Below are 26747 nucleotides of genomic sequence, written 5' to 3' on the forward strand. Positions count from 1 at the left end.
ACCGTCTTTCCTCCCACTCACGGGAGGGGACGGGCCGGAGGGGCAGGGTGTCCGGACGTAAAGCGAAGCAGTCCGGACACCCTGCCCCGGAGGCCCGTCACCGCACCCGACAACACCACGCCCGCCGCAGGCGCAACGGCGCGAGACCGCCACGGCGGGAAAGCCAACAACGTGGGAAGCCGGCCAAGCGCAGCGGATAGGCTCTGGAGACGTGCGAAAACACACCTACGGCGGGAAAGCCGACAACGTGGGACGCAGGCCAAGCGCAGCGAAATGGTTGCTGCTGCCGTATGTGTTGTTCCTGGTGGTGCTGCCGCTGGTGAACCGGGTGACGCCGACCGTGCTGGGCCTGCCGTTCCTGGTCTTCTGGATGCTGCTCGCCACGCTGGCCACCCCGCTGGCGGTGTGGCTGGCGCGACGCGGGGACCTTGGGCGGGGCCGCGACGGGGGGCGTTCGTGAACGCCGCCGTCGCCACCACGATCTTCGGCGCCTTCATGGTGCTCACCGTCGTCCTCGGCCTGCTCGCGGTGCGGGGCAGGGGAGCGGGCGGGGGACTTGCCGAGTGGTCGGTGGGCGGTCGGAGTCTGGGCACGGTCTTCATCTGGGTGCTGATGGCCGGTGAGAGCTACACCAGCTTCAGCTACCTCGGTGCGGCCGGCTGGGGCTACAACTTCGGGGCCCCGGTGCTCTACGTGGTGGCCTATATGTCCTGCGGCTATGCGATCGGGTACGTCGTGGGGCCGATGCTGTGGGCCTACGCCCGCCGGCACGGTCTGGTCGGGATCACCGACATCGTGGCGCACCGCTACCGCCGGCCCTGGCTCGGCGCCGCCGTCGCCCTGCTCGCCACCGTGTGCCTGTTGCCGTACATCCAGCTCCAGATCACCGGCATGGGCGTGGTCGTCTCGACGATCTCGTACGGGACCATCAGCCTCAACTGGGCCTACTTCATCGGCTTCGCGGTCACCACCGGCTTCGTCGTGGTCAGTGGGCTGCGCGGCAGCGCCTGGGTGTCCGTACTCAAGGACGTCCTGGTCATCGCCACCCTCGGCTTCCTCGTGGTCTACGTACCGCTGCACTACTTCGACGGCTACGGGCCCTTCCTGCACCGTGTGGTCGCCGAGAAGCCGGAGTGGCTGACCTTCCCGGGCCATGCGTCCGGTGGGCTGGGGCAGGTGTGGTTCGTCACCACCACCATCGTCAACTCCCTCACGGTGGTGGTCTTCCCGACGACGGTGGCGGGCTACCTGAGCGCCCGCAACGCCGATGTGCTGCGGCGCAATGCGATGTACCTCCCCTTCTACAACGTGCTGCTGTTCGTGCCGATGCTGCTGGGCCTGGCGGCGCTGTTCGTGGTGCCGGGGCTGACCGGGGCGGACTCCAATCTGGCGCTGTTCAAGCTGGTGGTGGACTCCCTTCCGGCCTGGGCCGTGGGCGTGATCGGGGTGGCCGCCGCCCTCTCCTCCATCGTGCCGATGGCCGTGTTCATGCTGGTCATCGGCACGATGTGGGGGAGGAGCGTGCTGGGCGCGATCCCTCGACTGGCGGACCGTCAGAAGCTGTGGTCGCAGCTGGTCGTGGTGGCGGCCGGGGCGGTGGCGCTGTTGCTGACCTACACCGCCCCCAACACCCTTGTCCGGCTGTCCCTGATTTCGTACGAGGGCATGGCTCAGCTGGTGCCGATGCTGTTGCTGGGGCTGGTGTGGCGGCGGCTGACGCGCTGCGCCGCGGTGAGCGGCCTGGTGGCGGGGTTCGCCCTGGTGTGCGTCCTGGTCTTCGGGGGACACGACCCGGTGTGGGGGATGAACGCGGGGATCGTCGGGCTCGCCGTGAACCTGGTGGTGGCGCTGGCGGTCAGCTGGCTGGGGCCGCGTGAGGTGGACGAGCGGCCGGACGCCGAGGTGTTGGCGCTGGACGAGGAGCTCCCGCGGGAGGAGACCGGGCCGGTCAGGGCGTCGTCGTGATCTTCTTGCCGTCCTTGGAGACCGCGAACCACAGGCCCATCTTGCCCTGGCCGTTGATGTCCCCGGGCTGCTTGTCGCCGGTGAAGGTGTAGACCGGCCAGCAGTCGACGGCGAGTTGGCGCAGCCCGTCGGGGCGGGTGACGGTGGAGATCAGCTTGGACGGGATGCCCTTCAGCTTGGAGCGGTCGGCGGGCTTGGCGGGCTTCCAGGTGTCCAGGCAGGCGTCGTTGCAGCCGAACTTCATCGGCCAGGCGCTGTCCTTGTTGAAGCGGTAGAGCGTCATGCCGTTGCCGTCGACGAGGATCTGGCCGAGCTCGGGCTGCTTGAGGACCGAGACGTCGCCGGGCGACTGGTCACTGGCCTTCTTGCCGTCGGCGGCCAGCGCGTGCCAGGTTCCGCCGACGCCCTCGCCCTTGGTGTCACCGGCCTTGGTGTCCTTGGCGAAGCGGTAGGCGGGCCAGCCGCCGATGGTCAGCTGCTTGGTGCCGTCGGCCCGGGTGACCGAGCCCAGGTCGCTCTTGGCGATGCCGGCGGGCGCCGAGGCGCCGTCGGCGGGGACCGGCGGCCAGGCGGTGGCGCAGGAGCCCGAGCAGTTGGACTTCGGCGGCTCGGCGGTGTCCTTGTCGAAGCGGTAGAGGGTCATGCCCTTGGAGTCGGTGACGACGGGGCCGAGCTTGGCGTCCTGGTGCAGCGCCAGCGTCCCGGCGCTCGGTGCGGTCTGCGCGGACTTGCCGCTGTCGCCGCCGGCCTGGCCGCCGTATCCGTCGTCGCCCTGGCCGGAGCCGGAGGAGCCGTAGCTGTAGTCGCTGGTGCCCTGGCCGGCGGGCTGGACGGTGTCGGTGGTGGGCGTGGTGCCGGCGCCCTGGTTGGCGCTGCTGCCGCAGGCGGCGGTGAGCGCCAGGGTGGCGACTGCTGCGGCCGCGAGGCCCGCACGACGTCGAGTGCTCATGGTGTCTCCTCTGTCGATGGTGGGGGGTGGTTCCGTTGCCTGCTGGGCGGGTTGCCGTCGCCCGGGAGATACGGCGTACGGGGTGCCCGGCGTTCAACCGCCGGAAAGTTTTTCCGCAACTGCCAAAGACCGTGCCGGGAGGCTCAGTTGCCGCCCTGCACCCGCAGCGCCAGGGCCGGGCAGCGGCGCACCGCGAGCTGGGCGCGGCGCCGCATCCGGGCCGGCAGCGGCATGCTCGCCCGCTCCGGGTAGCCGTCCGGTCCGAGCTTGACGACCCCGGGCACCACATCGGCGCACAGGCCGTGGCCCCGGCACAGCGTCCAGTCGACCAGCAGCCGTTCCTGCGGCGGGGCGGCCGACGGCGTCGGTACCGGCGTGGTGGGCGGCGGTGGCTGGTGCCCGGTGACCGGCAGGGCCCCGGTCACCGGGCGGCCGCACCCGAACCCCTGCGCATGACGCTCGAACTCCTCGGGGAAGGCGGCGAGGGCCGAGGCGACGAAGCGCGCGGTACCGTCCGGGTGGCTACAGGCGCCGCGCTTCTCCACGGCCCGCATCCGGGCCCGCACGGCGTCCAGGGCTCCCTCGCCGCCGCCCCGCACGGCGCGGGCCAACTCCTCGGCGAGCGCGGGCAGACCGAGCACGCACGGGCCGCACTGGCCCGCGGACTCGGCCCCCATCCACTGCGCGACGCGTACCGTCTCGCCCGCCGGACAGGTGTCGTACGGCAGCGGCAGCACCGCACCGGCGCCCAGCACCGCGTCGTACCCGGCCAGTGACTCCCGGGACAGCGTCGCGGTCAGCGCGTCCGTGGACGACACGAAGGTCCCGTGGTAGCCGCCGATCAGCACGCCCTGCCCCTGGTCCATACCGCACAGCGCCAGGACCCGGGCCAGGGACACCCCGTAGGGGACCTCCACGACCATGCTGCCGCCGACCGTCAGCAGCAGCGTGCCGGGCTCCGCCGGCAGCCCCACGTTGCGGTAGCCGAGCGCGCCGAGCCGGGCGGCGACGGCGAGTTGGGCGTAGGTCTCGGTGTTCGACAGCAGTGTCGGCACGCCGTTCAGCCCGCGCTCGCTGGAGCGGATCTTGCGACCGGAGGGCAGGCCGGGGCCGCCGCCCAGCCCGTTGGTCATCGCCGAGCCCTCACCGGTGACGAACCGTTCGGTGAGGAGGGTGACGCGTAAAGCCGGCCGCACCGGGCCGCGTTCGTCGATGGCGCGCTGGACCGAGTCCAGGACGTCCTTACGGGTCACCCCGACGGCGACCTCCTGCGCACCGAGCGCATCGGCGGCCAGCAGCGCGCCGTCCAGCACCAGGTGCGGTGCGTGCAGCAGCAGGGCGGTGTCCTTCAGGCAGCTCGGCTCGCCCTCGCTGCCGTTGACGACCACGGCGCCCTTGCCGTCGGCGCGCCGCATCCCGTCCATGACGGCGGTCAGCTTCCGTGCGAACGGGAATCCGGCGCCGCCGCGGCCGCGCAGATCGGTGTCCTCGGCGAGCGCCACCAGCTCCTGGGAGGAGAGCTTGGGCAGGCTGCCGTGCCGGGCCAGATGGGCCACCCGGTCCATCCGCGGCATCTCGTCGAGCCCGGCCAGCAGCCGCGGCGGACCGAAGGACGCCAGCGTCGGTACCGGCTCCGGCCCGGACAGGGCCGGCAGCAGTTGGGTGGGGGCGGGGGCGGTCATGGAAGTTCTCCTGAGTTCCTGCGGGAATCGCGCAGCCGCAGCGCCAGCCGTACGGCGACCGCGACGAGGCATACGGCGTATCCGGCCACGGCCCAACCGGCCGCCACCCGGCCCGACTTCAGGCCGTGCACCAGAGCCATGCCCCAGGCGAGGTAGGCGCTCATGTGCAGCGCCCGCCACCAGCGGGACGCCGTGATGCCGGTGAACGCCCCGCGGACCGCGCCGGTCACCGCGACGGCGATGAACACATACGCGGCGAGCGTGCCCAGGCCGATCAGCCCCGGTCGCGCGCCGTCGGTGAACGGCACCGCGGCGGACGCCGCGCCGGTGTGCCCCTCGGCCACCTTCACCCAGATGTGCAGGCCCAGGAAGCCGAGTCCGGCGATGCCGGTGCCGCGGTGCACGGCCTGGGCGAGCAGCCGGTGGCCGGAGTGCAGCACCATCCGGTCCGTTGCGGCCAGCCCCCACAGCACCGTCACCGACAGCGAGACCAGTGCGAGCACCCCGGCGCCGAAGTCCAGAAAGCGCATCAGGGTGTCCATCGCGCCGGAGTGCAGGGTGACGGCGATGAAGAGCAGCAGGGCAGCCGGAAGCGCGGGACGCAGTACGGCAGTTGAGGCGAAGCCGCCGGCCGGACGACGGACCGGCGGCCCGGGTTCGCCCGGCGGCCGGCGGGGCCGGGGGACCGTCGGCGAGGACCGGGCGCGGTGTGCGGCACGGCGGCCCGAACGGGGCGGACGGTTCTGGCGGCTCTCCAGGCGCGGTGCGGACATCGAACCTCCGGTGTCGGGGCACGGATGCGGGATGCGAATTTCGATGAAATTTCCCGGCGGTGGTTTTTGCCCGGCGGCTTTTGTACGGGTGACCCCCGGTAACACTGAACATTCCGTAACCGGGTGGATACGCAGGGCCGTTATCCGGCTGTGATCCGGATGCGGAAAAGCATCTACGAGCGCGTTCAGACTTACGTAAGGTTTATCGCGCTGTGACAAATTCCTGCACCGGCGTCGCGGGCACACGGCGTGACTCCGGATGATGCCGACTCAGGCGCAGGGGGGCGCCGATCCCCTGTCCAAGCCGCATCCCGCCAGGATCGAGGTAGCGATGTGTGATCTCCTCAACCGCATATGGTCGCGTCCCCGAGGCGAGTGGACCCGCGTAGTGAGAAATGAACTCCCGTCCCTCGCAGAGGAGGTGGTAGCGGAGTTGCAGCGGGGTTTTCCCGCAATGGCAGCACTTCTCGGTGATACCCCCGTAGAAGAGGCGCAATGGGCGTTGGAACAGGCCCTGCTGACAGTTCTGGGTTACCAAAAAGAGTCGGAAAGTAAACGTCCGGCACAGACGTCCGTCGTCACCCCTATGCCCGTTGCACGGGCCCGACAGGACCTCTTCGACGTCCTCGCCGGACAGCGCGAGATGTCGGACGAGGGCCTCAACGAGCTGGCCCGCACGGCCGGTTGGCCGGTCCCGGAAACCCTCCAGGCCGTCGTCCTCGCCACCCCCGCCGAGGCGCCCCAACTCGCCGCGGCACTGGGGCATGCGCTCATCGGCACCGTCGACGGGTACACCTGTCTCTTCGTGCCCGACCCGGCCACCCAGACCCGGGCCCGCCTGGAAGCGGCGCTCAAGGGCCGCCCCGCCGCCGTCGGCCACGTCGTCCCGGCGTCCGACACCGCGTCATCCCTCCGCTGGGCCCGCTACTTGCTGAACCTGGCCCCCGGCCGGGTCGGCCCCGACTCACGCCCCGCCTTCGTCGACGACCACCTCTCGGCCCTCCTGCTCCTCCAGGACGAGTCCCTCGCCGACGCCCTCACCTCCCGCTGGCTCGGCCCGCTGGAGGAGTTGACGCCGCGCCAGAGCGAGCGTCTGGAAGTCACCCTCCTCGCCTGGTTGGAGGGCGGCGGTGCACCGGAAGCGGCGAAGCTGTTGCATGTCCACCCGCAGACGGTCCGCTACCGGCTACGCCAGATCGAGAAACTCTTCGGCCCGGTCCTCCGTGATCCCCGTACCCGCTTCGAACTGGAGATGGCTCTACGGAGCCGCCGCCTGATGGCGCACGTCCGCTCGTACCGGGCCCGAGCCGGCCGACGGGCCCGCGCGGTGGCATCCTCGATCCGTCCCCTGGGGATGGCCCGGGAGGCCCGCGTCAACGGTCTGTGAAACCTGTCGAGACGAGCCCGCACGCCTGAGGCCCCCGATACCCCTGATGCCACGACGACGCCGCCCGCCGCCCTCCCAGGCGGACCGTCGTGCACGGGCCGGGCGCAGCCGAGCACTCGTTGACCTGATGCCGCTCGTCGACCCGACGACACCAGGCAGCCGACACCGAACGGCGGCCCGCCCCGGGAACCCCGGGGCGGGCCGCCGCGTTTCTGCTTCCTCCGCTTCCTCCGCTTCCTTCGTTTCCCCCGCTTCCTTCGCCGAGCGGTGCGCCCACCGACGCCCACCAGCGCGTTCATCGCCGGATGAGCGGGATTTCATCGGCCCTGGCTAGCGTCGCCGCCGTCCGATGCAGGCAGGTCTCACTCAGGGGGAATCCCGGGCAATGTCGAAAACGAGCAGGTGGATGCGGGCCATGGGCACGGCCGCGATGACGGTGGCGACGGCAGTCGCCACCGTCGTCGTCGCCCCGACCGTCGCGCAAGCCGATCCCATCGACCACTACTACATCGAGATCGGCGGTACGAGTAACCAGGCGGACGCGCCCGAGTGCACCACCTCCTACCGCGAGGCGAACAAGCTCCTGGAGCCCGGTAGTTGGGTGCCGGTCTGCTACCCGGCGAGCGCCGGACCGTGGGAGAACGGCCACGGCATCCCGGACCTGACCACCCCCAGCTACGACGCCAGCGTGAACGAGGGGTACCGCAACCTGCTCGCCGCCGCGGAGGACACCCACCGTCAGCACCCCGACGCCCGGCTGACGATCGTCGGGTACTCCCAAGGCGCACAGGCCGCGGACGAGCTGCTCCAGCGGATCGCCAACAACGAGACCAGCATCCCCCGCGAGCAGGTCAACGGCATGCTCTACGCCGACCCCATGCAGCCCGGCACCGGCATCTGGGCCCGCGTGCCGAAGGGCGTGGGCGCCTTGGGGTTCACCTCCGCCGGCGCCGGTCCGGAGGAGTTCCCGGGCGTTCCGGTCGCCCGCTACTGCATCCGCACCGACGGCATCTGCGACGCCACCTCGATCGAGTCCCCCGGCGGCTACCTGATCCAGCACCCCAAGTACCCCCAGCCCGGCGACGTCATGACCCAGACCATCACCCACGACGGCGCCAACGGCATCTTCTGGACCGACGCCCACTGATCCGACGACACCCGCTGCCACCGCCCACGGGGAACGCTGCCACCGCCCACGGGGAACGGGGAGCACCGGCCCGGCCGCCGTTGCGCGGCCGGGCCGGTGCGCGTTCGGTCTGCTGGTCTGCGGCCCACAGCGGCGGTTTTCCACAGGGGAGCACCACGTACCGCCCCGCGCCGTACTCTGACGGTGACGAGCTGCACAGAGAGGGGCAAGGGTGTGTCATCAGATGCAACGCCGGACCCGTACGCCGAGCCGATGGTCTTCGGGCAGCGCATGCAGATCCTGCGGACCCGTAGGGGAATGAGCCGCACCGTCCTGGCCGGACTGCTCGGCAAGTCGCCGAGCTGGGTCAAGCAGGTCGAGGGCGGGCGCTTGCAGATGCCCAAACTCCCCATGGTCCTACGGATCGCGGAGGCCCTCAGAGTCCGGGACCTCGCCGACCTCACTGGTGATCAGTCGGCGTCCATCGGCCTGTTCGAGGGGCCCGGCCATGCCCGACTGCCCCAGGTGCGCGCGGCCATCGACGCCTTCCCGCTGACCACACGGCGGGCCGCACCCTCGTCCGTCCACCTGAGGGAACGCCTTACCCGGGCCTGGAGCGCGCGCCATTCCGCGTCGCATCACCGAGACGTCATCGGCGCCCTTCTGCCGGCCCTCATCCAGGACGCGCAGCTCGCCGTACTGCAAGCCGACTCGGCGAGCGATCGGCGGGTGGCGCAGGGCCTGCTCTCCGAGGCGTACGGCCTCAGTCAGTTCTTCCTCGCGTACCAGCCGGACGCCTCGTTGCTGTGGCGGGTCGTGGAGCGCGCAATGATCTCGGCGCAGGAGTCGGAAGACCCCCACGCCATCGGGACCGCAGCATGGTTGGCGACGCAGGCGCACCGCGACAGCGGGCACGCACACTTCGACGCTGCCGACGCGGTCAATCTGGAGACGCTCCGCTACCTGGAAGCGCTTTTGCCCGATGCGAGTGACGACGTCCTCGCCATCACCGGCGCCCTGCACTTCGAGGCCGGATACACCGCAGCACGCCGGGGCGAAACGGGGACCGCCTGGCGGTACTGGGACCGCGCCCGCGCCATGGCGGAACGGCTGCCCACCGACTACTTCCACCCCGTGACGTCGTTCTCGCGGGCCGTCATGGGCGCCCATGCGGTCACGGTCGCCGTCGAGCTGCATGCCGGCGCGGAGAGCGTCCGCCAAGCGTCGGCCGCCGACGCGGTGACGATCCCCTCCCGGCCGCGGCGGGCCCGCCACCGCATCGAGGAGGCGCGCGGGTACCAGCTCGACGGCCAGGCAGAGGCGGCGCTGGCCACTCTCGACCGGGCCTACCGGACTGCCCCGGAGACCATCCGCTACAACGGCTATGCCCGGCGCATCATCCTGGAAGAGGCGGAGTCGAAGAACCCGGCGCAGCGCAGACGAGCCAGCGAACTCGCCGTGAAGGTCGGCGTATTGGCGGCCTGAAACAGCCGGGCACAAAGTGTGCCCCCGCTCTCTTTGCCGGAGCCCTACGGTCAGGTCCGCACGACAAGTGAAGTCCCCGCGGCCGCGTGTCCGGCGGCCCGGGGGCATGGCCAACGCCGCGTAGGAGCGTCGACATGCCTGAGCCGATGAACGAGTCGGGGGTCACGCGGTTGCTGCCGTGGGTGAGTCCTGACGGGAAGACCTGCTTCCTGGTGAGTGACGGCAGGAGAGAAGGGGGGATCTCCCGCATCGCGCGGAGCAGAGGGGCGCGGCTGAGTCGCTGACCTGGGACGGGACCCCCGGCATGGGCGATCCCGGCGCGCGCGATCCGGGGATGCGCGATCCCCGAACGCGCGACGCCGGCGCATGGGCGCCGGCGTCGTATCCCTGGACGGGATAGGGGGGTGAGAGGGTATGAGGTAGGTCTATCGTCTGGGCATCACCTGCACTCTCGGCCGCTGTTGATGCAGGCGACCGCCTTGTTCATCAGGTCGTCCGGCATCACGTTGATGAAGTCACCGTGGTCGGTGACGGGCTTGTGGAGCTGCTCGGGGAAGCTGTCGACGGCGAAGCTGGTGCCCTGGGGCACGTCGTAGGTGATCCGCTCGACGAGTTGGGGGATGGCGCGGAAGTTGTTGGGGCAGTTGCCGTTCTGGTCGGAGAAGGTCACGTGGTCCCGGTGGTTGCCGCTGTCGATGTCGCGGCCGTCCCAGCAGTTCTGGAACGCGAAGGTGCGCACCACCTGGGAGCCGCTGGGGCACAGCGGGTACCTGTCCTTCAGCTGGCGGTCCTCGAAGCCGGTGCAACTCCAGGAGGCGTTGGCGTTCTTGGTGCCGTTGGTGAACGCCTTGGCGTCGCCGGTGATGATGCGCAGGAAGCGCGGCATCGCCTGCACCTGGCCGGCCTGGCTGCCGCGGTAGGTGAGGGTCACGGTGGCCGGGGTCAGCACCGAGCCGACGTTGGCGTCCTGTGCGGCGCCCGGCTTCTGCTCCGCGTTGCCGTCCAGCTTGCGCAGCACCGGCCAGTAGTAGGTGGACTGGTCGCCGTTGTTGCAGGTGGTGCCGGAGGCGGCCAGCGACTGGTCGTTGGAGAAGCCGTCGGTGGCCTTGTTGCCGACGTAGTCGTGGGTGTGGTGGGCGCCGTTGCTGACGCCCGGGGTGACGATGACGTTGTCGGAGTTGAAGTGCCCCTCCTCGTTGCGGCCGCATTCGGAGGTGAACGTCCCGGTGGTGGCGTTGCCGCCCCTGGGCGCGGCGAACGGCGGGGCGTCCGCGTTGGGCTGGACGGTGGTGATGTCGACGAAGTCCTCGGGGGAGGGGCCACCGGGCTGGCCCTGCTGCTGCCCGCCGCCCTGTTGCTGACCGGGCTGCTGGTTCTGCTGTTGGTCCTGTTGCTGGCCCGGCTGCGGGGCCTGCGACTGGCCCTGCTGCGGGCGCTGCCCCTGGTACCAGCCGTCCGTCTGGGACTTCGTGGAGTCGAAGCCGCCGCTGCCCGCGCCTTCGTCGACGGGCTTGGTGGTGCAGCCGCTCATCTTCAGTAGGTAGCCCGGCCGTTTGGCGTCCCTGGAGATGGCGATGACCATCGTGTTGATGGTGCGGTAACGCTGCCGCTTGAGCGCGGTGAGGACGGAGCTGCTGCTGCCCCCCATCCACTTGTGGTACGCGTCGTGGACCTGCCGGTCGAGGGTGGCCAGGCCCTTGGAGACCTGGAGCTGGGCGCTGTGCGGTACCTGCCGCAGCTGCTCGCCGATGTCGGGGCACGAAATGGTGGTGGACATGACGGTGCTGTGCTGATGGCCGGCGGTCGTCTCGGGACCGGAGCTGCCCGCCAGGGCCGTGGTGGCGACCGCCGCCAGTCCGCCACCGCCCAGCAGGAGCGCGGCCGCTGCCACCACCATTCTGTTCGTCAGGCGGGAGCGTTTGTGGACGCGTTGGCGTTGCTGTTGCCGTTGCCTCATGGGATCACTTCGCTTCGTCCGGTGTGAGGGGTGTTGGGGGTGGGGCTCAGCTGCTGTGCAAGGTGTCGAAGTTGACCTCGCCGGTGTTCTCCAGGACCGTGATGTGGTCCAGCACGGTGGAGTTGGCCTTGTTCGCCAGGGCGCGCACCATCGAGTTGCGGGTCTGGTCGCGGACCATCGCGATCAGACCGAAGACCTTGCCGTGGGACCGGCGCAGCAGCTCGGCGAAGAGGGCGGGGTACTCCGCGTCCGAGGCGGCGCTGAGCTGTGAGAGCCAGCCCTGCTGCTCGGCGGTGGGCTGGTTGGGCAGCGGAATGCCCAACGCCCGCCCGGCCTCCACCGACCGCCGGTCCAGCTCGGTGTGGCCGGCCACGAGGTGGTCACCGGCCGTCCGCACCGCCGCGGTCTTCCCGCGGGCCTGGGCCTGCCGGCCCGCGGGCATCTCCCACAGCCCGGCCAGCCTGACCTTGCGCACGAAGTCCCGGTCCATCGGGGTCAGCGGACCGAAGCGGGTGTTCACCGTGCCGCCGCCGTCGTCGTCGTAGCTGACGGTGTTCGTGGCCGCGGACGCGGTCTCACCGAAGAGCTGGACGGGCAGCAGCAGAGCCGCGAGCGTGGCCACCAGCGCGGCCACCACCAGTCCGGTGGCGATGGTCCGCCCGGATGTTGCGGAGTTGCTGAGGATCGACCGCACAGGGCCTCCCGTTCGTCCCTGCGGGACCTGACTGGGCCTATTGGAATGCCCTCGGACGCTAGGCCCCGCAACGGCCGTCCAGGCGCGGCTCGTCACCCCTGGACAAATTACGGCCGGGCCCGCCGCGACACTGCTACGGTGCCGTCAACAGGCCCGGCAAAAGGGCGTGTTGTGCCCTGCGCTCAGCCTGCGTACAGCCCTGTCGCCGCCCACCGGCGGCGCTCGCTCCGGGTGTCGGGCGCCTCGCGCTCGCCCTGCGCGTACAGGGCGTCGATCTCCGCCGCGTACGCCCGGACGATCTGTGCCCGGCGCAGCTTTCGCGACTGCGTCACCAGCCCGGACTCCTGGCTGAACTCGCCCGGCAGCACCCGGAAGGCGCGGATCGCCTCGGCCCGGGACACCGTGGCGTTCGCCCGCGAAACCGCCCGCCGCACCTCCGCCTGCAACTGCTCCTCCGGCGTGGGCCCGTCGCCGACGGACCCCTCGCCCGGATCGCCGCGCAGCCGCCGCCACTGCGCCAGCGCCTCCGGGTCCAGCGTGATCAGCGCGGTCACGTACGGGCGGTTGTCGCCGACCACCACGCACTGCGAGATCAGCGGATGGGCGCAGAGCCGCTGCTCCAGGCCCTGCGGGGCGACGCTCTTGCCGTTGCTGGTGATGATGGTGTCCCGTTTGCGGCCGGTGATGACCAGATAGCCGTCCTCGTCCAGGTGCCCGAGGTCGCCGGTCGGCAGCCAGCCGTCGTAGAGCCCGTCGCCCGGCGCGTCGTCCTCGTCGAGGTAGCCGGCGAACACCACCGGGCCGCGCACCCACACCTCCCCGTCCATGGCCAGATGGACCGCGCTGCCCGGCAGCGGGAGGCCCACGGTGCCGAACCGCACCCGGCCGGGCGGCTGGACGGTGATGGCGCCGCTGGTCTCCGTCAGGCCGTAGCCGTCGTAGACGGTGATGCCGATGCCGGCGAAGAGCAGCCCCAGCTCCCTGAAGAGCGGCGAGCCGCCGGAGACCGCGGTGCGCACCCGGCCGCCCAGCAGCTCCCGGATGCGGGAGTACACCAGCCGGTCGTAGAGGGCGTGCCGCGCCCGGAGGAAGGGATCGGGGCCGCGGCCGATGCCCCGCTCCTCCGCGGTCACCGCCTCCGCGTAGCGCACCGCCACCGTCATCGCCGCGTCGAACGTCCGCCGCCGGCCGGCCCGTTCCGCGGCCAGCCGGGCCCGGGCGCAGATCTTCTCGAACACGTACGGCACCGCGAACAGGAACGTCGGGCGGAACGAGGCCAGGGCCGGCAGCAGGGCGTCCGACGACGGGTCGGGCTGATGGGCCAGCTGCACCCCGCCGCGCAGGCACGCGACCTGCACCATCAGACCGTAGATGTGCGCGAACGGCAGGAAGGCCAGCAGCCTGGGGCGTTCACCGGGTGCGGCCAGCAGCCCGCCCCAGCCGGCGTAGAGGGTGTCGCACTCGGCGGCGAGGTTGGCGTGCGTGATCACGCAGCCGCGCGGGCGCCCGGTGGTCCCCGAGGTGTAGACGATCGCCGCGGCGCTGCTCGGGGTGACCGCGTGCCGCACCCGGTGCACGTCCGCCTCGGACAGCCGGGTGCCCTCCTCCACCAGCCGCTGGATGCAATCCAGGTCCAGCTGCCACAGCCGGCGCAGCCGGGAGCGCTCGTCGCAGGCCTCCGCCACGGTCATGGCGTGGGCCTCGTGCTCGACGACGATGGCGGTGACCTGCGCCCCGTTGAGGATGCGGCGCAGCTGCTCGGCCGAGGCGGTGGGGTAGACCGGCACCAGTTGGCCGCCGATCGCCCACAGCGCATAGCTGAACAGCGTCCACTCGTAGCGGGTACGGGACATCAACGCGACCCGGGTGCCGGGTCGGACCCCGTCCGCCAGCAGCCCCCGGGCCAGCGCCATGACCTCGTCGCGGAACTCCTTCGCGGACACCTCCTGCCATTCACCGGATGCTCGGTCGTCGCGGCGGGCGAGCTGAGCGAAGTCCGGCTGGTGGGCGGCGGTGTCGAAGACGGAGTCGGCCAGCCCTCCGGTCCGCAGTGGAGCCGCCAGAGCCGGAACGCTGATGTCGCGCACAGCACCTCCTAGATGTTCCCCCTGGATCCCCCTGGTCCACCGCCGTCCCGACGGCAGGGAGGGCAAGCTACCGGCCGGTCCCCCGGCTGCCCAGAGCTGCGGTTACTCTTGAGCGGAAGACGACAAGTCTGGGGAACGAGCCGTACGCGAGGGGGTGCCGGATGTATCGCATCGTCGAGGCCTGGCGCCTGTACACCTGCGCGCTGTTCTTCCTCGCCGCCGGACTCCTGCTCACCCAGACCGGGTTGACGACGGCGCTGACCGCGGCCGCGACAACTGCCGCGGTGCTGCTGCTGTGCAGCGCCTTCCTGATCGCCGGCGCCGCGCCGCCCCTCCCACCGGGCCGGATCCGTACGGCGATCCGCGACCGCGAGCGACGCACCGCGTTCCTGCCGCAACGCGACCCGGACGCGGCCGGGCGCCCGCGCCCCCGTGCACCGGGCCGGGCCCTCCTGACGGCCGCGTAGACGCCCGGGCCAGCTCTTCGCCCGGTTCCTCCCGGAGTTCTTCCGCGTCCGCGCGCGTCCCGTCACGCCGACATCCACATCCCGGCACGACGAGACCCGTGGAGGGCTCACCATGTCCGTTTTCGGCTTCCTCGGCGATGCGCTGGCGCGCGGCGCGGAGGCGATCGACCCGCTCTTCGGCACCGCCGCCATGGCCGCCGCCATCGTCCTGTTCACCCTCGCCGTACGCGCCGCGCTGCACCCGCTCGCCCGCGCCGCGGCCCGTGGCGAGAAGGCCCGCGCCGCGCTCGCCCCGCAAATCGCCGAACTCCAGCGCAAGCACAAGGGCGACCCGGAGCGGCTACAGAAGGCGATGGCCGACCTGTACGCCAGGACCGGGGCCTCGCCGCTGGCCGGCTGCCTCCCGACGCTGCTCCAACTGCCCGTCTTCTTCCTGATGTACCACCTCTTCTCCACCGGGGGCGGTGGTCTGCTCGACCACACCCTGCTGGGCGCGCCGCTCGGCGGCCACTGGCGCGACGCGCTCGCGGACGGCGGTGTCCTGGGCCCGCAGGGCCGGGTCTACCTCGTGCTGTTCGCCCTGATCGCGGCGGTCGCCACCTGGAACTACCGGCGCGCACGGGCGGCGGCGGCCAAGGCCCCGGCCCCGGCCTCGGCGGGCAACGGGGCGCTGCCCGGGATGGCCTCGCTGTCCAAGGTGATGCCGCTGCTCTCCTTCGGGATGCTGATCACGGTGGCCGTGGTGCCGCTGGCCGCCGGGCTGTACACGGTGACGACGACGATCTGGACGGCCTGCGAACGGGCGCTGCTGCAACGGGACCGGACGGGCAGGACCCCCGAGCCGGTCGCCGAGCAGGAGCCGGCGGCCGAGCCGGTCGCCACCGCCCCGAGGCCGGCGCAGCGCCGCGCACCGAAGAGCCGCGCGGCCCGGCAGCGGGCGGCCCGGTCCCGGGCCAACGCGAAGGCCCGGGAGACCGTCGCCCAGGAGACCGAGATCGTTACTACCCCTCAGTAACGGTCCACTCCGTGAACGGGGTCTTGCGGACTGGACGGCTTCCTTGGAGGATCGACCAAACGCTCGATGGCCGTCCCCCATCGGCCGGTCCGGAAGGCCCCTTCCGGGCCGACCCTTCGACCACGGGAGTCGTATCCATGAAGCTGCTGCGTGTCGGAACGGTGGGGGCGGAACGCCCGGCGCTGCTCGACGAATCAGGGGTCCTGCGGGACCTGTCGGGCCTGGTGCCGGACATCGACGGAGCGCTGCTCGCGGACGACGAACAGCTGGCCCGGATCCGCGCCGCCGCGGCCTCCGGCGTGCTGCCCGCACTCGACGGCGCCGGGCTGCGCACCGGCCCGCCGGTGGCCCGGATCGGCAAGATCGTGTGTATCGGCCTGAACTACCACGACCACGCCCGGGAGACCGGGGCCGCGACCCCCGACGAGCCGATCGTCTTCCTGAAGGCCCCGGACACCGTCGTCGGCCCCGACGACACGGTGCTGGTGCCGCGCGGCAGCGTGAAGACCGACTGGGAGGTGGAGCTGGCGGTCGTCATCGGTCGCACCGCCCGCTACCTGGAGGACGACGAACAGGCGCTGGCGGCCGTCGCCGGCTACACGATCGCGCACGACGTCTCGGAGCGGGAGTTCCAGATCGAGCGCGGCGGCCAGTGGGACAAGGGCAAGAACTGCGAGACGTTCAACCCGCTGGGCCCGTGGCTGGTGACCGCCGACGAGGTGCCCGACCCGCAGTCCCTCGGCGTACGGCTGTGGGTCAACGGCGAACTGAAGCAGAACGGCACCACCGCCGAGCAGATCTTCCCGGTGGCCGAAGTCGTCCGCTACGTGAGCCAGTTCATGACCCTCCACCCGGGCGACGTCATCAACACCGGCACCCCGGCGGGCGTCGCCATGGGCCAGCCCGAGCCGAAGCCGTACCTACGGGCCGGCGACGTGGTGGAGCTGGAGATCGACGGCTTGGGCCACCAACGGCAGCGGCTGAATGCCGCATAGGCCCCACGTTTTTGGCTGTCCCGCCGTGGTGGTTTCTCGCCGTTGCGCCTGCGGCGGGCGTTGTGTGTCGGGTGCGGTGCCGCTCCTCCGGACTTCGTCCTGCGGCGCGGCCCCTCCCGTGAGTGGGGGTGACTGATCCTGGGGGCGGGCGTGGTCCGTCGACTGCGCGTAGGGGGCCACCGGCGTCCACCCCTACGGTCTTCTTTCCACCCCTCAACGGGAGGGGACGGGCCGGAGGGGTAGGGGTTCCGGACGTAAAGCGAAGCAGTCCGGAACCCCTACCCCTCCGGCCCGTCACCGCACCCGACAGCCCCGCGCAGCGGCACAGCCCGCCGCAGGCGCAACGGCGAGAAACCACCACGGCGGGAAAGCCGAACACGTGGGGAGAACGCCGGCCGCCAGGCCACGGCGGGCCAGCCAAAAACGTGGGGAGAACGCCAGCCGCCAGGTTATGCGACCCGAACCGTACAACCCTCCGCCGCCGACCGCTTCGCGGCCTCCAGGACCCGCAGTGTGGCGGCGGCCTCGGTGGCGGATACCGGCGGGGCGCCGCCCTCGCGCAGGGCGCGGGCGATCGCGGCGTAGTACGCGGGGTAGTCGCCCGGCAGCGTCGGCACCGGCTCGCCGCCGCCGCTCCGCGGGGAGGCCCCGGCGCCCAGCCGGCCCCAGCCGGACCGCGGTTCCACGCCCCACTCCACGCCCTCGTCGCCGGGGCGCCGGCCCTCGCGCAGCGCGGCCTCCTGCGGGTCCAGGCCGTGCTTGGTGTAGCCGGCCCGGCTTCCCAGGACCCGGACGCGGGGGCCGAACACGGCGGTGGTGGCGCTCATCCACAGGTGGGAGCGGACGCCGTTGGCGTGCGTGAGGGCGAGGAAGGTGTCGTCATCGGCCTCCGCGCCGGGGCGGCGGACCTCGGACTCGGCGTAGACGGAGACGACCGGGCCGAAGAGGGTCAGCGCCTGGTCGACGAGGTGGCTGCCGAGGTCGTAGAGCAGGCCGCCGATCTCGGTCGGGTCGCCGGACTCGCGCCAGCCGCCCTTGGGCTGCGGGCGCCAGCGCTCGAAGCGGGACTCGAACCGCCAGACGTCCCCGAGCGCGCCCTCCTCGACCAGCTTGCGCACCGTGCGGAAGTCGTTGTCCCAGCGGCGGTTCTGGAAGACGGAGAGCAGCAGACCGCGGTCCTCGGCGAGCGCGGCCAGCTTCTCGGCCTCGGCGGCGGTGGCGGCCAGCGGCTTGTCGACGACCACCGGAAGGCCGGCTTCCAACGCGGCGGTGGCGAGCGGGACATGGGTCTTGTTCGGCGTCGCCACCACGATCAGGTCCAGGTCGGTGGCGCGGTCGAGCACCTCCTCGGCGGTGGCGACGGTACGCACCTGGGGGTGCTCGGTGCGGGCCTGTGCCTGCCGCTCCGGGTCGGTGGTGGAGACGGTGTCCAACACCAGGTCGTCGGTGGCCGCGATCAGCGGGGCGTGGAAGACCGAGCCGGCCAGGCCGTAGCCGAGGAGGCCGACGCGGAGCGGGGCGTCGGGTGCGGAGGTGTCGTTCGGTCCGTGCTGCTCACTGGTCTCGGTCATGCGTCCCACCACTCCCTGGTCTCGTCCGTAGCACTGTCCACACTTAAGCAACGCTGTTGCCAAAGTGCAAGCCGCCACCGACAATGGGTGGGTGAGCGGAAACGATCAGACCTTCTCCGGCCCGGGCGTCAACCTCCCCGCCCTGCGCGGGCACAACGCCGCGGTGGTGCTCGGGCTGCTGCGCGCGGCCGGGGAGGACGGCGTCAGCCGACTGGAGCTGGCCGCGCACACGGGGCTGACCCCGCAGGCGGTCAGCAAGATCACCGCGCGGCTGCGGACCGAGGGCCTGGCCGCCGAGGCCGGCCGTCGGGCCTCGACGGGCGGCAAACCGGCCACCGTCCTCCGGCTGGTCCCCACCGCCCGGCACGCCGTCGGTCTGCACCTGGACCGTGACGAGCTCATCGCCGTGCTCGCCGACCTCACGGGCCGGGCGGTCGCCGTGCGGCGCGCCCCGCTCGCCTTCGAGGCGGGCGCCGAGCAGGTGCTCACCGCCGCCGAGCGCGAGGTCGCGGCGCTGATCCGGGAGGCCGGCGGGCCGCTGGTCCTGGGCGCCGGGGTGGCCTGTCCGGGTCCGTTGGACCACGTCGGCGGAGTGCTGCACCGCGTCACCGGCGCGCCCCAGTGGGACGGCTTCCCGCTGCGGGACGCCCTGGCTGCACGGCTCGGCCTGCCCGTCGTCCTCGACAAGGACACCAACGCGGCGGCGCTCGGCCTGGCCCAGGACGTGCCGTCCGCCGCCGGCTCCTTCGGCTACCTCCACCTGGGCACCGGCCTCGGCGCCGGGCTCGTCCTGGACGGTGGCCTCTACCGCGGTCCGCGCACCGGTGCCGGGGAATTCGGTCACCAGATAGTCCAGTTGGACGGTCCGCGCTGCGGCTGTGGACAGCACGGCTGCATCGAGGCGCTCTGCCTGGCGGCGGTGGCCCGTGGCGATCTGCCGGCCGCCGCCCGCGCCCTGGGCGTGGGTGCGGCCAACCTCGTCGAGCTGCTGGACGTCGACCAGGTGCTGCTCGGCGGGCGCACCGTGCTGGAGCACCCCGAGCCGTTCCTGAGCGGAGTGGCGCGGGCGCTGGCCGCCCGGGCCCGCCTCCGTGGCAGCGGCCGGCCCGGCGCCGTGTCGGTGGCCCTCGCCCCCGGCGGCGCCCGGACGGTCGCCGACGGGGCGGCGGAGCTGGTGCTCGCACCGCTCTTCGGGGCGGCGCGCCCCCTGGACGGCCGCCGCGCCGCATAGTGCGAGGATCACCGCGTGGAGTTCCCGTACGGCCAGGATCCTGGCGCACCCATCCGGTCCGGCGTCCCCGAGCACGGACGCATTCCCAAGTACTACGCGGCCAAGGTCGAAATCGCCGCGCTGCTGGAGGAGCTGGGCGAGGGCGAAGTACTGCCCACCGAGCGCGAGTTGGCGGTGCGGTTCGAGGTGTCCCGCGAGACGCTCCGGCAGGCGCTGCGCGAGCTGGTGCTGGAGGGCCGGCTGCGGCGGCTGGGGCGCGGCACGGTCGTCGCCGGCCCCAAGCTGGAGCAGCCGCTGTCCCTCGCGAGCTACACGGAGGGCGTCCGCGGTCAGGGCCGTCGGCCCGGCCGGCACCTGGTCGGGCTGGACCGCTTCCCCTGTCCGCCGGCGCTCGCCGGCGACCTGGCGCTCGCCGTCGGGGACGCGGTGTGGCACATGGAGCGCGTACTGCTCGCCGACGACGAGCGGGTGGGGCTGGAGAGCACCTATGTGGCGGTCGACCGGGTCCCGGACCTGGCCACCGACTTCGAACCGGACTCGTCCTTCTACGCCTACCTCCACGAGCGGGTCGGCATCGGCTTCGGCGACGCGGACGAGCGGTTGGAGACCGTTCTGGCCACCCCGCGCGAGGCGCTGCTGATCGGTACGCCGGGCGCGCTGCCGATGCTGCTGATCCACCGGCTGTCCCGGGACACGCAGGGTCGCCCGCTGGAGCGGGTGCGCTCGCTCTACCGGGGCGACCGGTTCTCGTTCACCACCCACCTGGGGACGCCGGCGGGCTGACGCACGGGGTCGGTGCGGCGCGGTCGGGGGCGCCGTCCACCCACCCTTGAAAGTCACGGAATGATAACGGGTCTAGGCCAAGTTTGCGCGCCCGTTCACCATCCCGTCGCCGAACCACCCCCGGCGGGTCACCCACCGCCACGACCGTCTGGGGCATGCGAGTCATAGTCGTCGGAGCCGGCGTGCTGGGAACCCTGCACGCCTGGCACGCAGTCGAACGGGGCCACGAGGTCCTGCACATCGAGCGGGAGGCCGAGGCCCGCGGCGCCTCGGTCCGCAACTTCGGGCAGATCTGGGTCAGCGGCCGGGCGGGCGGCGAGGAGTTGGCCACCGCGCTGCGCGCCCGGGAGCTGTGGGAGGGCATCGGCGCCCGCGTCCCCGCGGTCGGCTTCCGTGCCATCGGCTCGTTGACCGTCGTCACCAACGACGCCGAGCGCGCGGTCGCCGAGGCCGCCACCCGCCGCCCCGACGCCGCCGCCCGCGGCTACCGGCTGCTCGGCGCCGAGCAGACCCGCGCGCTCAACCCCGCCCTGCGCGGCGCGTTCACCGGCGCCCTGTGGTGCGAACGGGACGCCGCCGTGGAGCCCCGGGTCGCCCAACGCGCCCTGAAGGACGAGCTGTTGAAGTCCGGGCGCTACACCTACCTCGGCGGCCGGGAGGTCCGCGAGGTGGTCGGCGAGCGCGGCGTGCGCGACGACCACGGCGAGGTCCACCACGGCGACGCGGTCGTCCTGTGCACCGGTGCCTGGCTCGGCGGACTGGTCCGCGAGCTCGTCCCCGACCTGCCGGTGCGCCGGGTGCGGCTCCAGATGATGCAGACCGACCCGCTGGGCGAGCCGCTGACCACGTCCGTCGCCGACGCCGACAGCTTCCGCTACTACCCGGCCTACCGGAGCGACGCCCTGGACGCGCTCAACGCAGGCCAGGCCCAGACACCGACCGCCGCCGAGCACAAGATGCAGCTGCTGATGGTGCAGCGCGCCGACGGCGGTCTGACCATCGGCGACACCCACGAGTACCAGGCGCCGTTCGCCTTCGACACCGTCGAGGAGCCCTACGAGCACCTGACCGGCGTCGTCGAGTCCCTCCTGGGCCGCCCGCTGCCCCGCATCCGCCACCGCTGGGCCGGGGTCTACGCCCAGTGCACCGACACCAGCCGCGTCGTCCACCGCCAGCAGGCCCGGGACGGCGTCTGGTTGGTCACCGGGCCCGGCGGGCGCGGGATGACCTGCGCCCCGGCGATCGCCGAGACCACCGCGAACGAACTGGGATGGTGAGCCCGTTGACACACCCCGACCGCACCCCGAGCCCCGCCGGCAGCCGGCTGGTCGTCCTCGACATGGCCGGTACCACGGTCGCCGACGGCGGTCTGGTCGAGCAGGCCTTCGACACCGCCGCCCGCCGCCTCGGCGTCGAGCCCGGCAGCCCCGACCACGCCCGCAAGCTCGGATACGTACGGGCCACCATGGGCGAGTCCAAGATCTCCGTCTTCCGGCACCTCTTCGGCACCGAGGAGGCCGCCCAGCGCGCCAACTCCGCCTTCGAGAAGGCCTACGGCGAGCTGGTCGACGGCGGGCGGATCGCACCGGTCCCCGGCGCCCGCGAGGCCATCGAGGCGCTCCGGGCCGCCGGCCGCACCGTCGTGCTCACCACTGGCTTCGCCCGGGTCACCCAGGACGCCCTGCTCGACGCGCTCGGCTGGCGGGACCTCGTCGACCTGACGCTGTGCCCGGCCGACGCGGGGCGCGGCCGCCCCTACCCCGACATGGTGCTGGCCGCCCTGCTGCGCACCGGCGCCGCCGAGGACGTGCGGCAGATCGCGGTGGCCGGCGACACCTCGTACGACATGCTGTCCGGGCGGCGGGCCGGTGCCGGGATCGTCGCCGGGGTGCTCACCGGAGCGCACCGCGCGGAGCAGCTGGCCGAGGCGGGCGCCACCCACGTCCTGGGCTCGGTGGCCGAACTGCCCGCCCTGCTCGGGGCGGTCTGAGATGACGACCGCCGCGCGGACGGGCGCGGGCATCCGCTTCGACCACGTCACCGTCGCCTACGGCAAGCACCACGAGCACACCGTGCTGGACGCCCTCGACCTGACCGTCGAACCGGGCGAGGTGATGGCGCTGCTCGGCCCGTCCGGCTCCGGCAAGACCACCGCGCTGCGGGCGGTCGCGGGCTTCGTCCAACCGGTCTCCGGGCGGGTGCTGATCGGTGGCCGGGACGTCACCGGGCTGCCGCCGTACCGGCGCGGCATCGGCATGGTCGTCCAGCAGTACGCGCTCTTCCCGCATATGAAGGTCGCCGAGAACGTCGCCTTCGGCCTCAAGGCCCACAAGACCCCGCGCGCGCAGATCCCCGGCCGGGTCGCCGAGGCGCTGGAGATGACCGGTATGGCCGGCTACGCCGACCGGCACCCCCGGGAGCTCTCCGGCGGCCAGCAGCAGCGGGTGGCCATCGCCCGGGCGCTCGCCATCCGCCCCGGCGTCCTGCTGCTGGACGAACCGCTCTCCGCGCTCGACGCCCAGCTGCGCTCCGGCATGCTCGCCGAACTCGCCCGGCTGCACCGCGAGTTGCCCGACGTCTCCATCCTCTACGTCACCCACGACCAGTTGGAGGCGCTGACCCTGGCGGACCGGATCGCGGTGCTGGACCAGGCCCGGCTGCGCGACTGCGGCACCCCGCAGGAGCTCTACCGGCGTCCGCGCACCGCGTTCACCGCCTCCTTCGTCGGCACCGCGAACCTGCTGCCGGTGACGGTGCGCGGCGCGGGCGGCGGGGTGGACTTCGCGGGACGGCGGCTGAACGTGCCCGCGGCGGCACAGGCGGCCGACGGCGCCGCTGCGACGCTCTGCGTCCGCCCGCACCTCGTCGGCCTCGGCGCCGGCGGCCCGGCCGGGAACACCCTGCACGGCACGGTCACCGAGGTGCAGTGGCGCGGTGCGACCCACCGGCTGTACGTGTCCGTCGACGGCCACCGCGTCCTGGCCGACGTGCGCGAGCTGCGCGAGACACCGGGGCTCGGCGACGAGGTCGCGCTGCACTTCGCGCCCGAGGACGCGGTGCTGATCCCGGCCGGGCTCGCCGAGGACGGTGCGCACCATGGCTAGGCCGGACACCGCGGTGGCGGCCGCCGACCCGGCCGGCCCGGACGCCCGTCCCCACCCGCCCGCGGCACCGGACGCGCGTACCGGCCCCGCCACGGCACCGGACCGGCGCCGCCGGCCGCTCACCGCCGTCCTGTGGACCCTGCCGCCGGTCGCCGCCCTCGCGCTGGTCTTCCTCTACCCCCTGGCCCTGGTGGTGTGGCAGTCCGTCAGCCCCGAGGACGGCGGCCCGGCCACCGCCCCGTACGCGCAGGTCTTCGCCGAGGCGTCGTTCCGCGAGGCGCTCACCACCACCGTGCTGATCGCCGTCGGCGCCACCGTCGGCGCGCTGCTGCTGGGCCTGGTGCTCTCCCTCGTGATCGCCTTCGTCCCGTTCGCCGGCGGGAGGGCGCTCAGCCGCCTCATCGACGTCTTCCTCGCCTTCCCCTCCTTCCTGGTCACCCTCGCGCTGCTCTTCCTCTACGGCACCGTGGGCGTGGCCAACGGCCTGTGGACGGACCTGACCGGCGCCGCGCAGGGGCCGCTGGACTTCCTGCACACCCCCTGGGGCGTCCTGCTGGCCGAGGTCACCTACTTCACCCCGTTTGTGATGCGGCCGCTGCTCGCCGCGTTCTCGCAGGTCGAGACGGCCCAACTGGAGGTCGCCGGCTCTCTGGGCGCCCGGCCCTGGCAGATCGTGCGGACGGTGATCCTGCCGGAGGCGCTGCCCTCGCTCGCGGCCGGCGGCGCGCTCGTCCTCGTCCTCTGCCTCAACGAGTTCGGCATCGTGCTGTTCACCGGCGCCAAGGACGTCGTCACGCTCCCGATGCTCGTCTACACCAAGGCCATCCTCGACGGCGACTACACCGGAGCGTGCGTGGTCGCCGTCGTCAACATCGTGCTGTCCGTCGCGCTCTACGCCCTCTACCGGACGGTGATGTCCCGTACGGGCGGCGGCGCCGGCCCGCGCCCAGGAGGTGCATCCCACCGTGCTGGTGCATAGCAGGACGGCCCGCCGGGCCCTGCACGCCCTCTTCCTCCTCCTCTTCCTCCCCGTCTTCGCCCTCCCCCTCCTCGTGATCGTCGCCGCGTCCTTCGCGACCAGCTGGAGCGGCGCCCTCCCCTCCGGGCTCACCCTGACCCACTATCAGGACGCCGCGTCGGGCGACTCCCTGAACGCCCTGCTCACCAGCGTGCTGACCGCACTGGCGGCCAGCGTCGCCGCCCTCACCCTCGGCACCTGGGCGGCTCTGGCCGCCGAGAGGCTGGCCCGCCGCACCCGTCGCCTCCTCGACGGTCTCTTCCTCCTCCCGATGGCCGTTCCCTCCGTCGTCGTCGGCCTCTCCCTCCTCGTCGCCTTCTCCCGCCCGCCGTTCCTGCTCAACGGCACCCCGCAGATCGTGATCCTGGCCCACACCGTGCTGGTCACCGCCTTCGCCTACCAGTCGGTGACGGCCGCGCTGGCCCGCCTCGACCCGGCGTACGCGCAGAGCGCGGCCGGTCTGGGCGCCCGCCCCGGCTACGTCCTGCGGCGGGTCACGCTCCCCCTGCTGCTGCCGTCCCTCTCGGCGGCCGTCGGCCTCTGCTTCGCCCTGTCCATGGGCGAGTTGAGCGCCACGGTGATGCTCTATCCCCCGGACTGGATGCCCCTGCCCGTCCAGATCTTCGCCACCACCGACCGCGGCGCCCTGTTCGCCGGGGCAGTACTGGCAGTGGCCCTGATGGCCGCCACCCTGCTCGTCCTCCTCGGTGTCTCCCGTATCCGCACCAAGGCCACCTACCGCTGAGTCCGACGCCCTTGCCCTGCTGAGGAGTTACCCCGTCATGCGCACCCTCCGCGCGGCCCGCAGGCCGCTCACCGCCGCCTCCGGCGCCCTCGTCCTCGCCACCGCGCTCACCGCCTGCGGCGGCGCCTCCACCGCCGACCCCGACGCCAAGGAGATCACCGTCTACAGCGCCGACGGCCTCAAGAGCGAGAAGGGCGACGGCTTCTACGACAAGGTCTTCGCGGACTTCCACAAGAGGACCGGCATCAAGGTCAACTACGTCGAGTCCGGCTCCGGCGCCGCCGTGCAGCGCCTGGCCCGGGAGCGCGCCAACACCAAGGCGGACGTGATCGTCACCCTCCCGCCGTTCATCCAACAGGCCGACGGCAAGGGCCTGCTGGACACCTACCGCCCCAAGGGGTCCGACCAGGTCGCCGCCGCGGACAAGGACCCGGCCGGCCGGTGGACGTCCATCGTCAACAACTACTTCTGCTTCATCTACAACACCGAGCAGCTCCGGCAGGCCCCGGCCACCTGGCAGGACCTGCTGGACGCCACGTTCAAGAACAAGCTCCAGTACTCCACACCGGGCGTCGCCGGTGACGGCACCGCCGTCCTCATCAAGGCCCTGCACGACTTCGGCGGCCAGGGCCCGGCCATGGACTTCCTCAAGAAGCTCCAGGCCAACAACGTCGGCCCGTCCTCCTCCACCGGCCAGCTCGCCCCCAAGACCGACAAGGGCGAACTCCTGGTCGCCAACGGCGACGTCCAGATGAACTACGCCAACCAGGCGTCGATGCCGCACCAGGGCATCTTCTTCCCCGCCGCCGAGCCGGGCGCCAAGCCCACCACCTTCGCCCTGCCCTACGCCGCCGGCCTGGTCAGGAACGCCCCGCACGCCGCCAACGCCCGGAAGTTCCTCGACTACCTGCTCACCCCCGAGGTCCAGCGGGAGGTCTCCGCGGTCGGCGGCGGCTTCACCTCCCGCCAGGACGTCAAGGCCACCGACCGCAACGCCACCGCGCTCGCCGCGATCATGAAGGGCGTCGAGGTCTTCCGGCCCGACTGGAAGGACGTCGACAAGAACCTCGACACGTACGTGTCCGCCTGGAAGACGGCTACGGGGAGCTGAGGGGCCGCTGGGCCGGTTCCGCCCGCACCACGCGGGCGGAACCGGTCGCTACTCGGCGGTGAACTCGTACTGCACCTCGTAGAGATGGCCCGCCTTCACCATCACCGTGACCTCGATCGGCCGCTCACCGTCGCTGTGGACGACGCGCAGCGTGCGCAGTACGGGCAGGTCGCCCGGCAGCCGGAGGGCGGTGAACTGCTCCTGGGTGGGCACCCGCGCCGAGACCCGGTCCACGCTGAGCCGGGGCGGATATCCCAGCTGGGTGAGGAGGGCCGGGGTGCCGCCCGTGATCTTCTGGCGTTTCGCCATCGCCGTGCCGCGGGCGATGTCGAGGGGGTAGTAGGAGCTGACCAGCTCCACCGGTTCGTCGTCGATCAGCAGCAGTTGATGTCGGAGCAGGGCCGTACCGCCCTCGGGGACCTCCAGCAGTGCGGACACATCGGCCGGTGGAGCGACTTCCGCGACCCGGAGCAGCTTGGTCCGGGCGTGCGTGCCCTGCTTCTCGGCTTCTGTGAGCCAGCGGTAGCGATCGCCCTGGGTGGCCGGGGCCATGTAGGAGGCGGGACGCATGGTGCGTTGCCGACGGGCGCGCACGGTGACGG

24 protein-coding genes are annotated in these 26747 nt (G+C 72.3%); 16 read left to right on the top strand and 8 right to left on the bottom strand.

The features are described from left to right. Window positions 1-247 precede the first annotated feature (247 nt). Entirely contained in the window at window positions 248-460 is a 213-nt protein-coding gene (locus AB0C96_RS18000; protein ID WP_362918730.1) for a DUF3311 domain-containing protein, read from the top strand. Continuing rightward, on the top strand, window positions 457-1965 hold the full coding sequence (locus AB0C96_RS18005; protein ID WP_362918507.1) for a sodium:solute symporter family protein: 1509 nt from the start codon (window positions 457-459) through the stop codon (window positions 1963-1965). The genes AB0C96_RS18000 and AB0C96_RS18005 overlap by 4 nt, the downstream gene beginning before the upstream one ends. Here the strand turns inward: AB0C96_RS18005 and AB0C96_RS18010 are convergent. From AB0C96_RS18010 to AB0C96_RS18020, 3 genes are all read right to left on the bottom strand, one after another. Then, window positions 1949-2914 (bottom strand): SCO0930 family lipoprotein, encoded by a 966-nt coding sequence (locus tag AB0C96_RS18010; protein ID WP_362918509.1) that lies wholly within the window; start codon window positions 2912-2914, stop codon window positions 1949-1951. The genes AB0C96_RS18005 and AB0C96_RS18010 overlap by 17 nt on opposite strands. 143 nt (window positions 2915-3057) lie before the next feature. Then, window positions 3058-4596, bottom strand: a complete 1539-nt coding sequence (locus AB0C96_RS18015; RefSeq protein ID WP_362918511.1) for an NADH-ubiquinone oxidoreductase-F iron-sulfur binding region domain-containing protein — start codon at window positions 4594-4596, stop codon at window positions 3058-3060. Then, window positions 4593-5369, bottom strand: a complete 777-nt coding sequence (locus tag AB0C96_RS18020; protein ID WP_362918513.1) for a hypothetical protein — start codon at window positions 5367-5369, stop codon at window positions 4593-4595. Before AB0C96_RS18020 ends, AB0C96_RS18015 begins: the two co-directional genes overlap by 4 nt. Before the next feature lie 586 nt (window positions 5370-5955). Between AB0C96_RS18020 and AB0C96_RS18025 the strand changes: the two genes are divergently transcribed. The 3 genes from AB0C96_RS18025 to AB0C96_RS18035 all read left to right on the top strand — a co-directional run bounded on the left by AB0C96_RS18025 (window position 5956) and on the right by AB0C96_RS18035 (window position 9367). Next, window positions 5956-6756: a helix-turn-helix domain-containing protein gene (locus AB0C96_RS18025; RefSeq protein WP_362918515.1), complete on the top strand. Its 801-nt coding sequence runs from the start codon at window positions 5956-5958 to the stop codon at window positions 6754-6756. 385 nt (window positions 6757-7141) lie between these two features. Continuing rightward, on the top strand, window positions 7142-7903 hold the full coding sequence (locus AB0C96_RS18030; RefSeq protein ID WP_362918516.1) for a PE-PPE domain-containing protein: 762 nt from the start codon (window positions 7142-7144) through the stop codon (window positions 7901-7903). Window positions 7904-8116: 213 nt separating this feature from the next. Next, a complete protein-coding gene (locus AB0C96_RS18035) occupies window positions 8117-9367 on the top strand; it encodes a helix-turn-helix domain-containing protein (protein ID WP_362918518.1) in 1251 nt (416 codons plus the stop codon). A gap of 439 nt (window positions 9368-9806) precedes the next feature. On the opposite strand, the gene AB0C96_RS18040 is transcribed toward AB0C96_RS18035, so the two are convergent. The 3 genes from AB0C96_RS18040 to AB0C96_RS18050 form a co-directional block, all read right to left on the bottom strand. Continuing rightward, window positions 9807-11264, bottom strand: a complete 1458-nt coding sequence (locus AB0C96_RS18040) for a DUF1996 domain-containing protein (RefSeq protein WP_362918519.1) — start codon at window positions 11262-11264, stop codon at window positions 9807-9809. Between the two features lie 106 nt (window positions 11265-11370). Next, on the bottom strand, window positions 11371-12018 hold the full coding sequence (locus tag AB0C96_RS18045; RefSeq protein WP_362918521.1) for a DUF4142 domain-containing protein: 648 nt from the start codon (window positions 12016-12018) through the stop codon (window positions 11371-11373). Window positions 12019-12200: 182 nt separating this feature from the next. Then, window positions 12201-14105, bottom strand: coding sequence for an AMP-dependent synthetase/ligase (locus AB0C96_RS18050; RefSeq protein ID WP_362918523.1), 1905 nt, complete (start codon window positions 14103-14105; stop codon window positions 12201-12203). 161 nt (window positions 14106-14266) lie between these two features. Here AB0C96_RS18050 and AB0C96_RS18055 point away from each other — a divergent pair, with 161 nt between their 5' ends. The 3 genes from AB0C96_RS18055 to AB0C96_RS18065 all read left to right on the top strand — a co-directional run bounded on the left by AB0C96_RS18055 (window position 14267) and on the right by AB0C96_RS18065 (window position 16582). Continuing rightward, window positions 14267-14572, top strand: a complete 306-nt coding sequence (locus tag AB0C96_RS18055; protein WP_362918525.1) for a DUF6412 domain-containing protein — start codon at window positions 14267-14269, stop codon at window positions 14570-14572. Between the two features lie 112 nt (window positions 14573-14684). Beyond that, window positions 14685-15587, top strand: coding sequence for a YidC/Oxa1 family membrane protein insertase (locus AB0C96_RS18060; RefSeq protein ID WP_362918527.1), 903 nt, complete (start codon window positions 14685-14687; stop codon window positions 15585-15587). A 137-nt stretch (window positions 15588-15724) separates the two neighbouring features. Then, complete coding sequence (locus AB0C96_RS18065; protein ID WP_362918529.1) at window positions 15725-16582, top strand: fumarylacetoacetate hydrolase family protein; 858 nt, start codon at window positions 15725-15727, stop codon at window positions 16580-16582. A 449-nt stretch (window positions 16583-17031) separates the two neighbouring features. Here AB0C96_RS18065 and AB0C96_RS18070 read toward each other — a convergent pair whose 3' ends face one another. Then, window positions 17032-18153, bottom strand: a complete 1122-nt coding sequence (locus tag AB0C96_RS18070) for a Gfo/Idh/MocA family oxidoreductase (protein ID WP_362918531.1) — start codon at window positions 18151-18153, stop codon at window positions 17032-17034. A 91-nt stretch (window positions 18154-18244) separates the two neighbouring features. Here AB0C96_RS18070 and AB0C96_RS18075 point away from each other — a divergent pair, with 91 nt between their 5' ends. The 8 genes from AB0C96_RS18075 to AB0C96_RS18110 all read left to right on the top strand — a co-directional run bounded on the left by AB0C96_RS18075 (window position 18245) and on the right by AB0C96_RS18110 (window position 26145). Then, window positions 18245-19384, top strand: coding sequence for an ROK family transcriptional regulator (locus tag AB0C96_RS18075; RefSeq protein ID WP_362918533.1), 1140 nt, complete (start codon window positions 18245-18247; stop codon window positions 19382-19384). 15 nt (window positions 19385-19399) lie between these two features. Continuing rightward, a complete protein-coding gene (locus AB0C96_RS18080) occupies window positions 19400-20167 on the top strand; it encodes a GntR family transcriptional regulator (protein ID WP_362918535.1) in 768 nt (255 codons plus the stop codon). 155 nt (window positions 20168-20322) lie between these two features. Then, complete coding sequence (locus AB0C96_RS18085) at window positions 20323-21444, top strand: TIGR03364 family FAD-dependent oxidoreductase (RefSeq protein WP_362918537.1); 1122 nt, start codon at window positions 20323-20325, stop codon at window positions 21442-21444. Further along, window positions 21438-22157, top strand: coding sequence for a phosphonatase-like hydrolase (locus tag AB0C96_RS18090; RefSeq protein WP_362918539.1), 720 nt, complete (start codon window positions 21438-21440; stop codon window positions 22155-22157). The genes AB0C96_RS18085 and AB0C96_RS18090 overlap by 7 nt, the downstream gene beginning before the upstream one ends. A 1-nt stretch (window position 22158) precedes the next feature. Further along, window positions 22159-23271, top strand: coding sequence for an ABC transporter ATP-binding protein (locus tag AB0C96_RS18095; protein ID WP_362918541.1), 1113 nt, complete (start codon window positions 22159-22161; stop codon window positions 23269-23271). Further along, window positions 23255-24250, top strand: coding sequence for a 2-aminoethylphosphonate ABC transporter permease subunit (locus tag AB0C96_RS18100; protein WP_362918543.1), 996 nt, complete (start codon window positions 23255-23257; stop codon window positions 24248-24250). Before AB0C96_RS18095 ends, AB0C96_RS18100 begins: the two co-directional genes overlap by 17 nt. Next, window positions 24237-25034, top strand: a complete 798-nt coding sequence (locus tag AB0C96_RS18105; protein ID WP_362918545.1) for an ABC transporter permease subunit — start codon at window positions 24237-24239, stop codon at window positions 25032-25034. The genes AB0C96_RS18100 and AB0C96_RS18105 overlap by 14 nt, the downstream gene beginning before the upstream one ends. Before the next feature lie 37 nt (window positions 25035-25071). Next, window positions 25072-26145: a 2-aminoethylphosphonate ABC transporter substrate-binding protein gene (locus tag AB0C96_RS18110; protein ID WP_362918547.1), complete on the top strand. Its 1074-nt coding sequence runs from the start codon at window positions 25072-25074 to the stop codon at window positions 26143-26145. A 48-nt stretch (window positions 26146-26193) separates the two neighbouring features. On the opposite strand, the gene AB0C96_RS18115 is transcribed toward AB0C96_RS18110, so the two are convergent. Beyond that, a partial coding sequence (locus tag AB0C96_RS18115) for a UTRA domain-containing protein (RefSeq protein WP_362918549.1) occupies window positions 26194-26747 on the bottom strand: 554 nt, incomplete at its 5' end.

The sequence above is a fragment of the Streptomyces sp. NPDC048506 genome (genome assembly GCF_040651315.1).
Classification (GTDB): Bacteria; Actinomycetota; Actinomycetes; order Streptomycetales; family Streptomycetaceae; genus Streptomyces.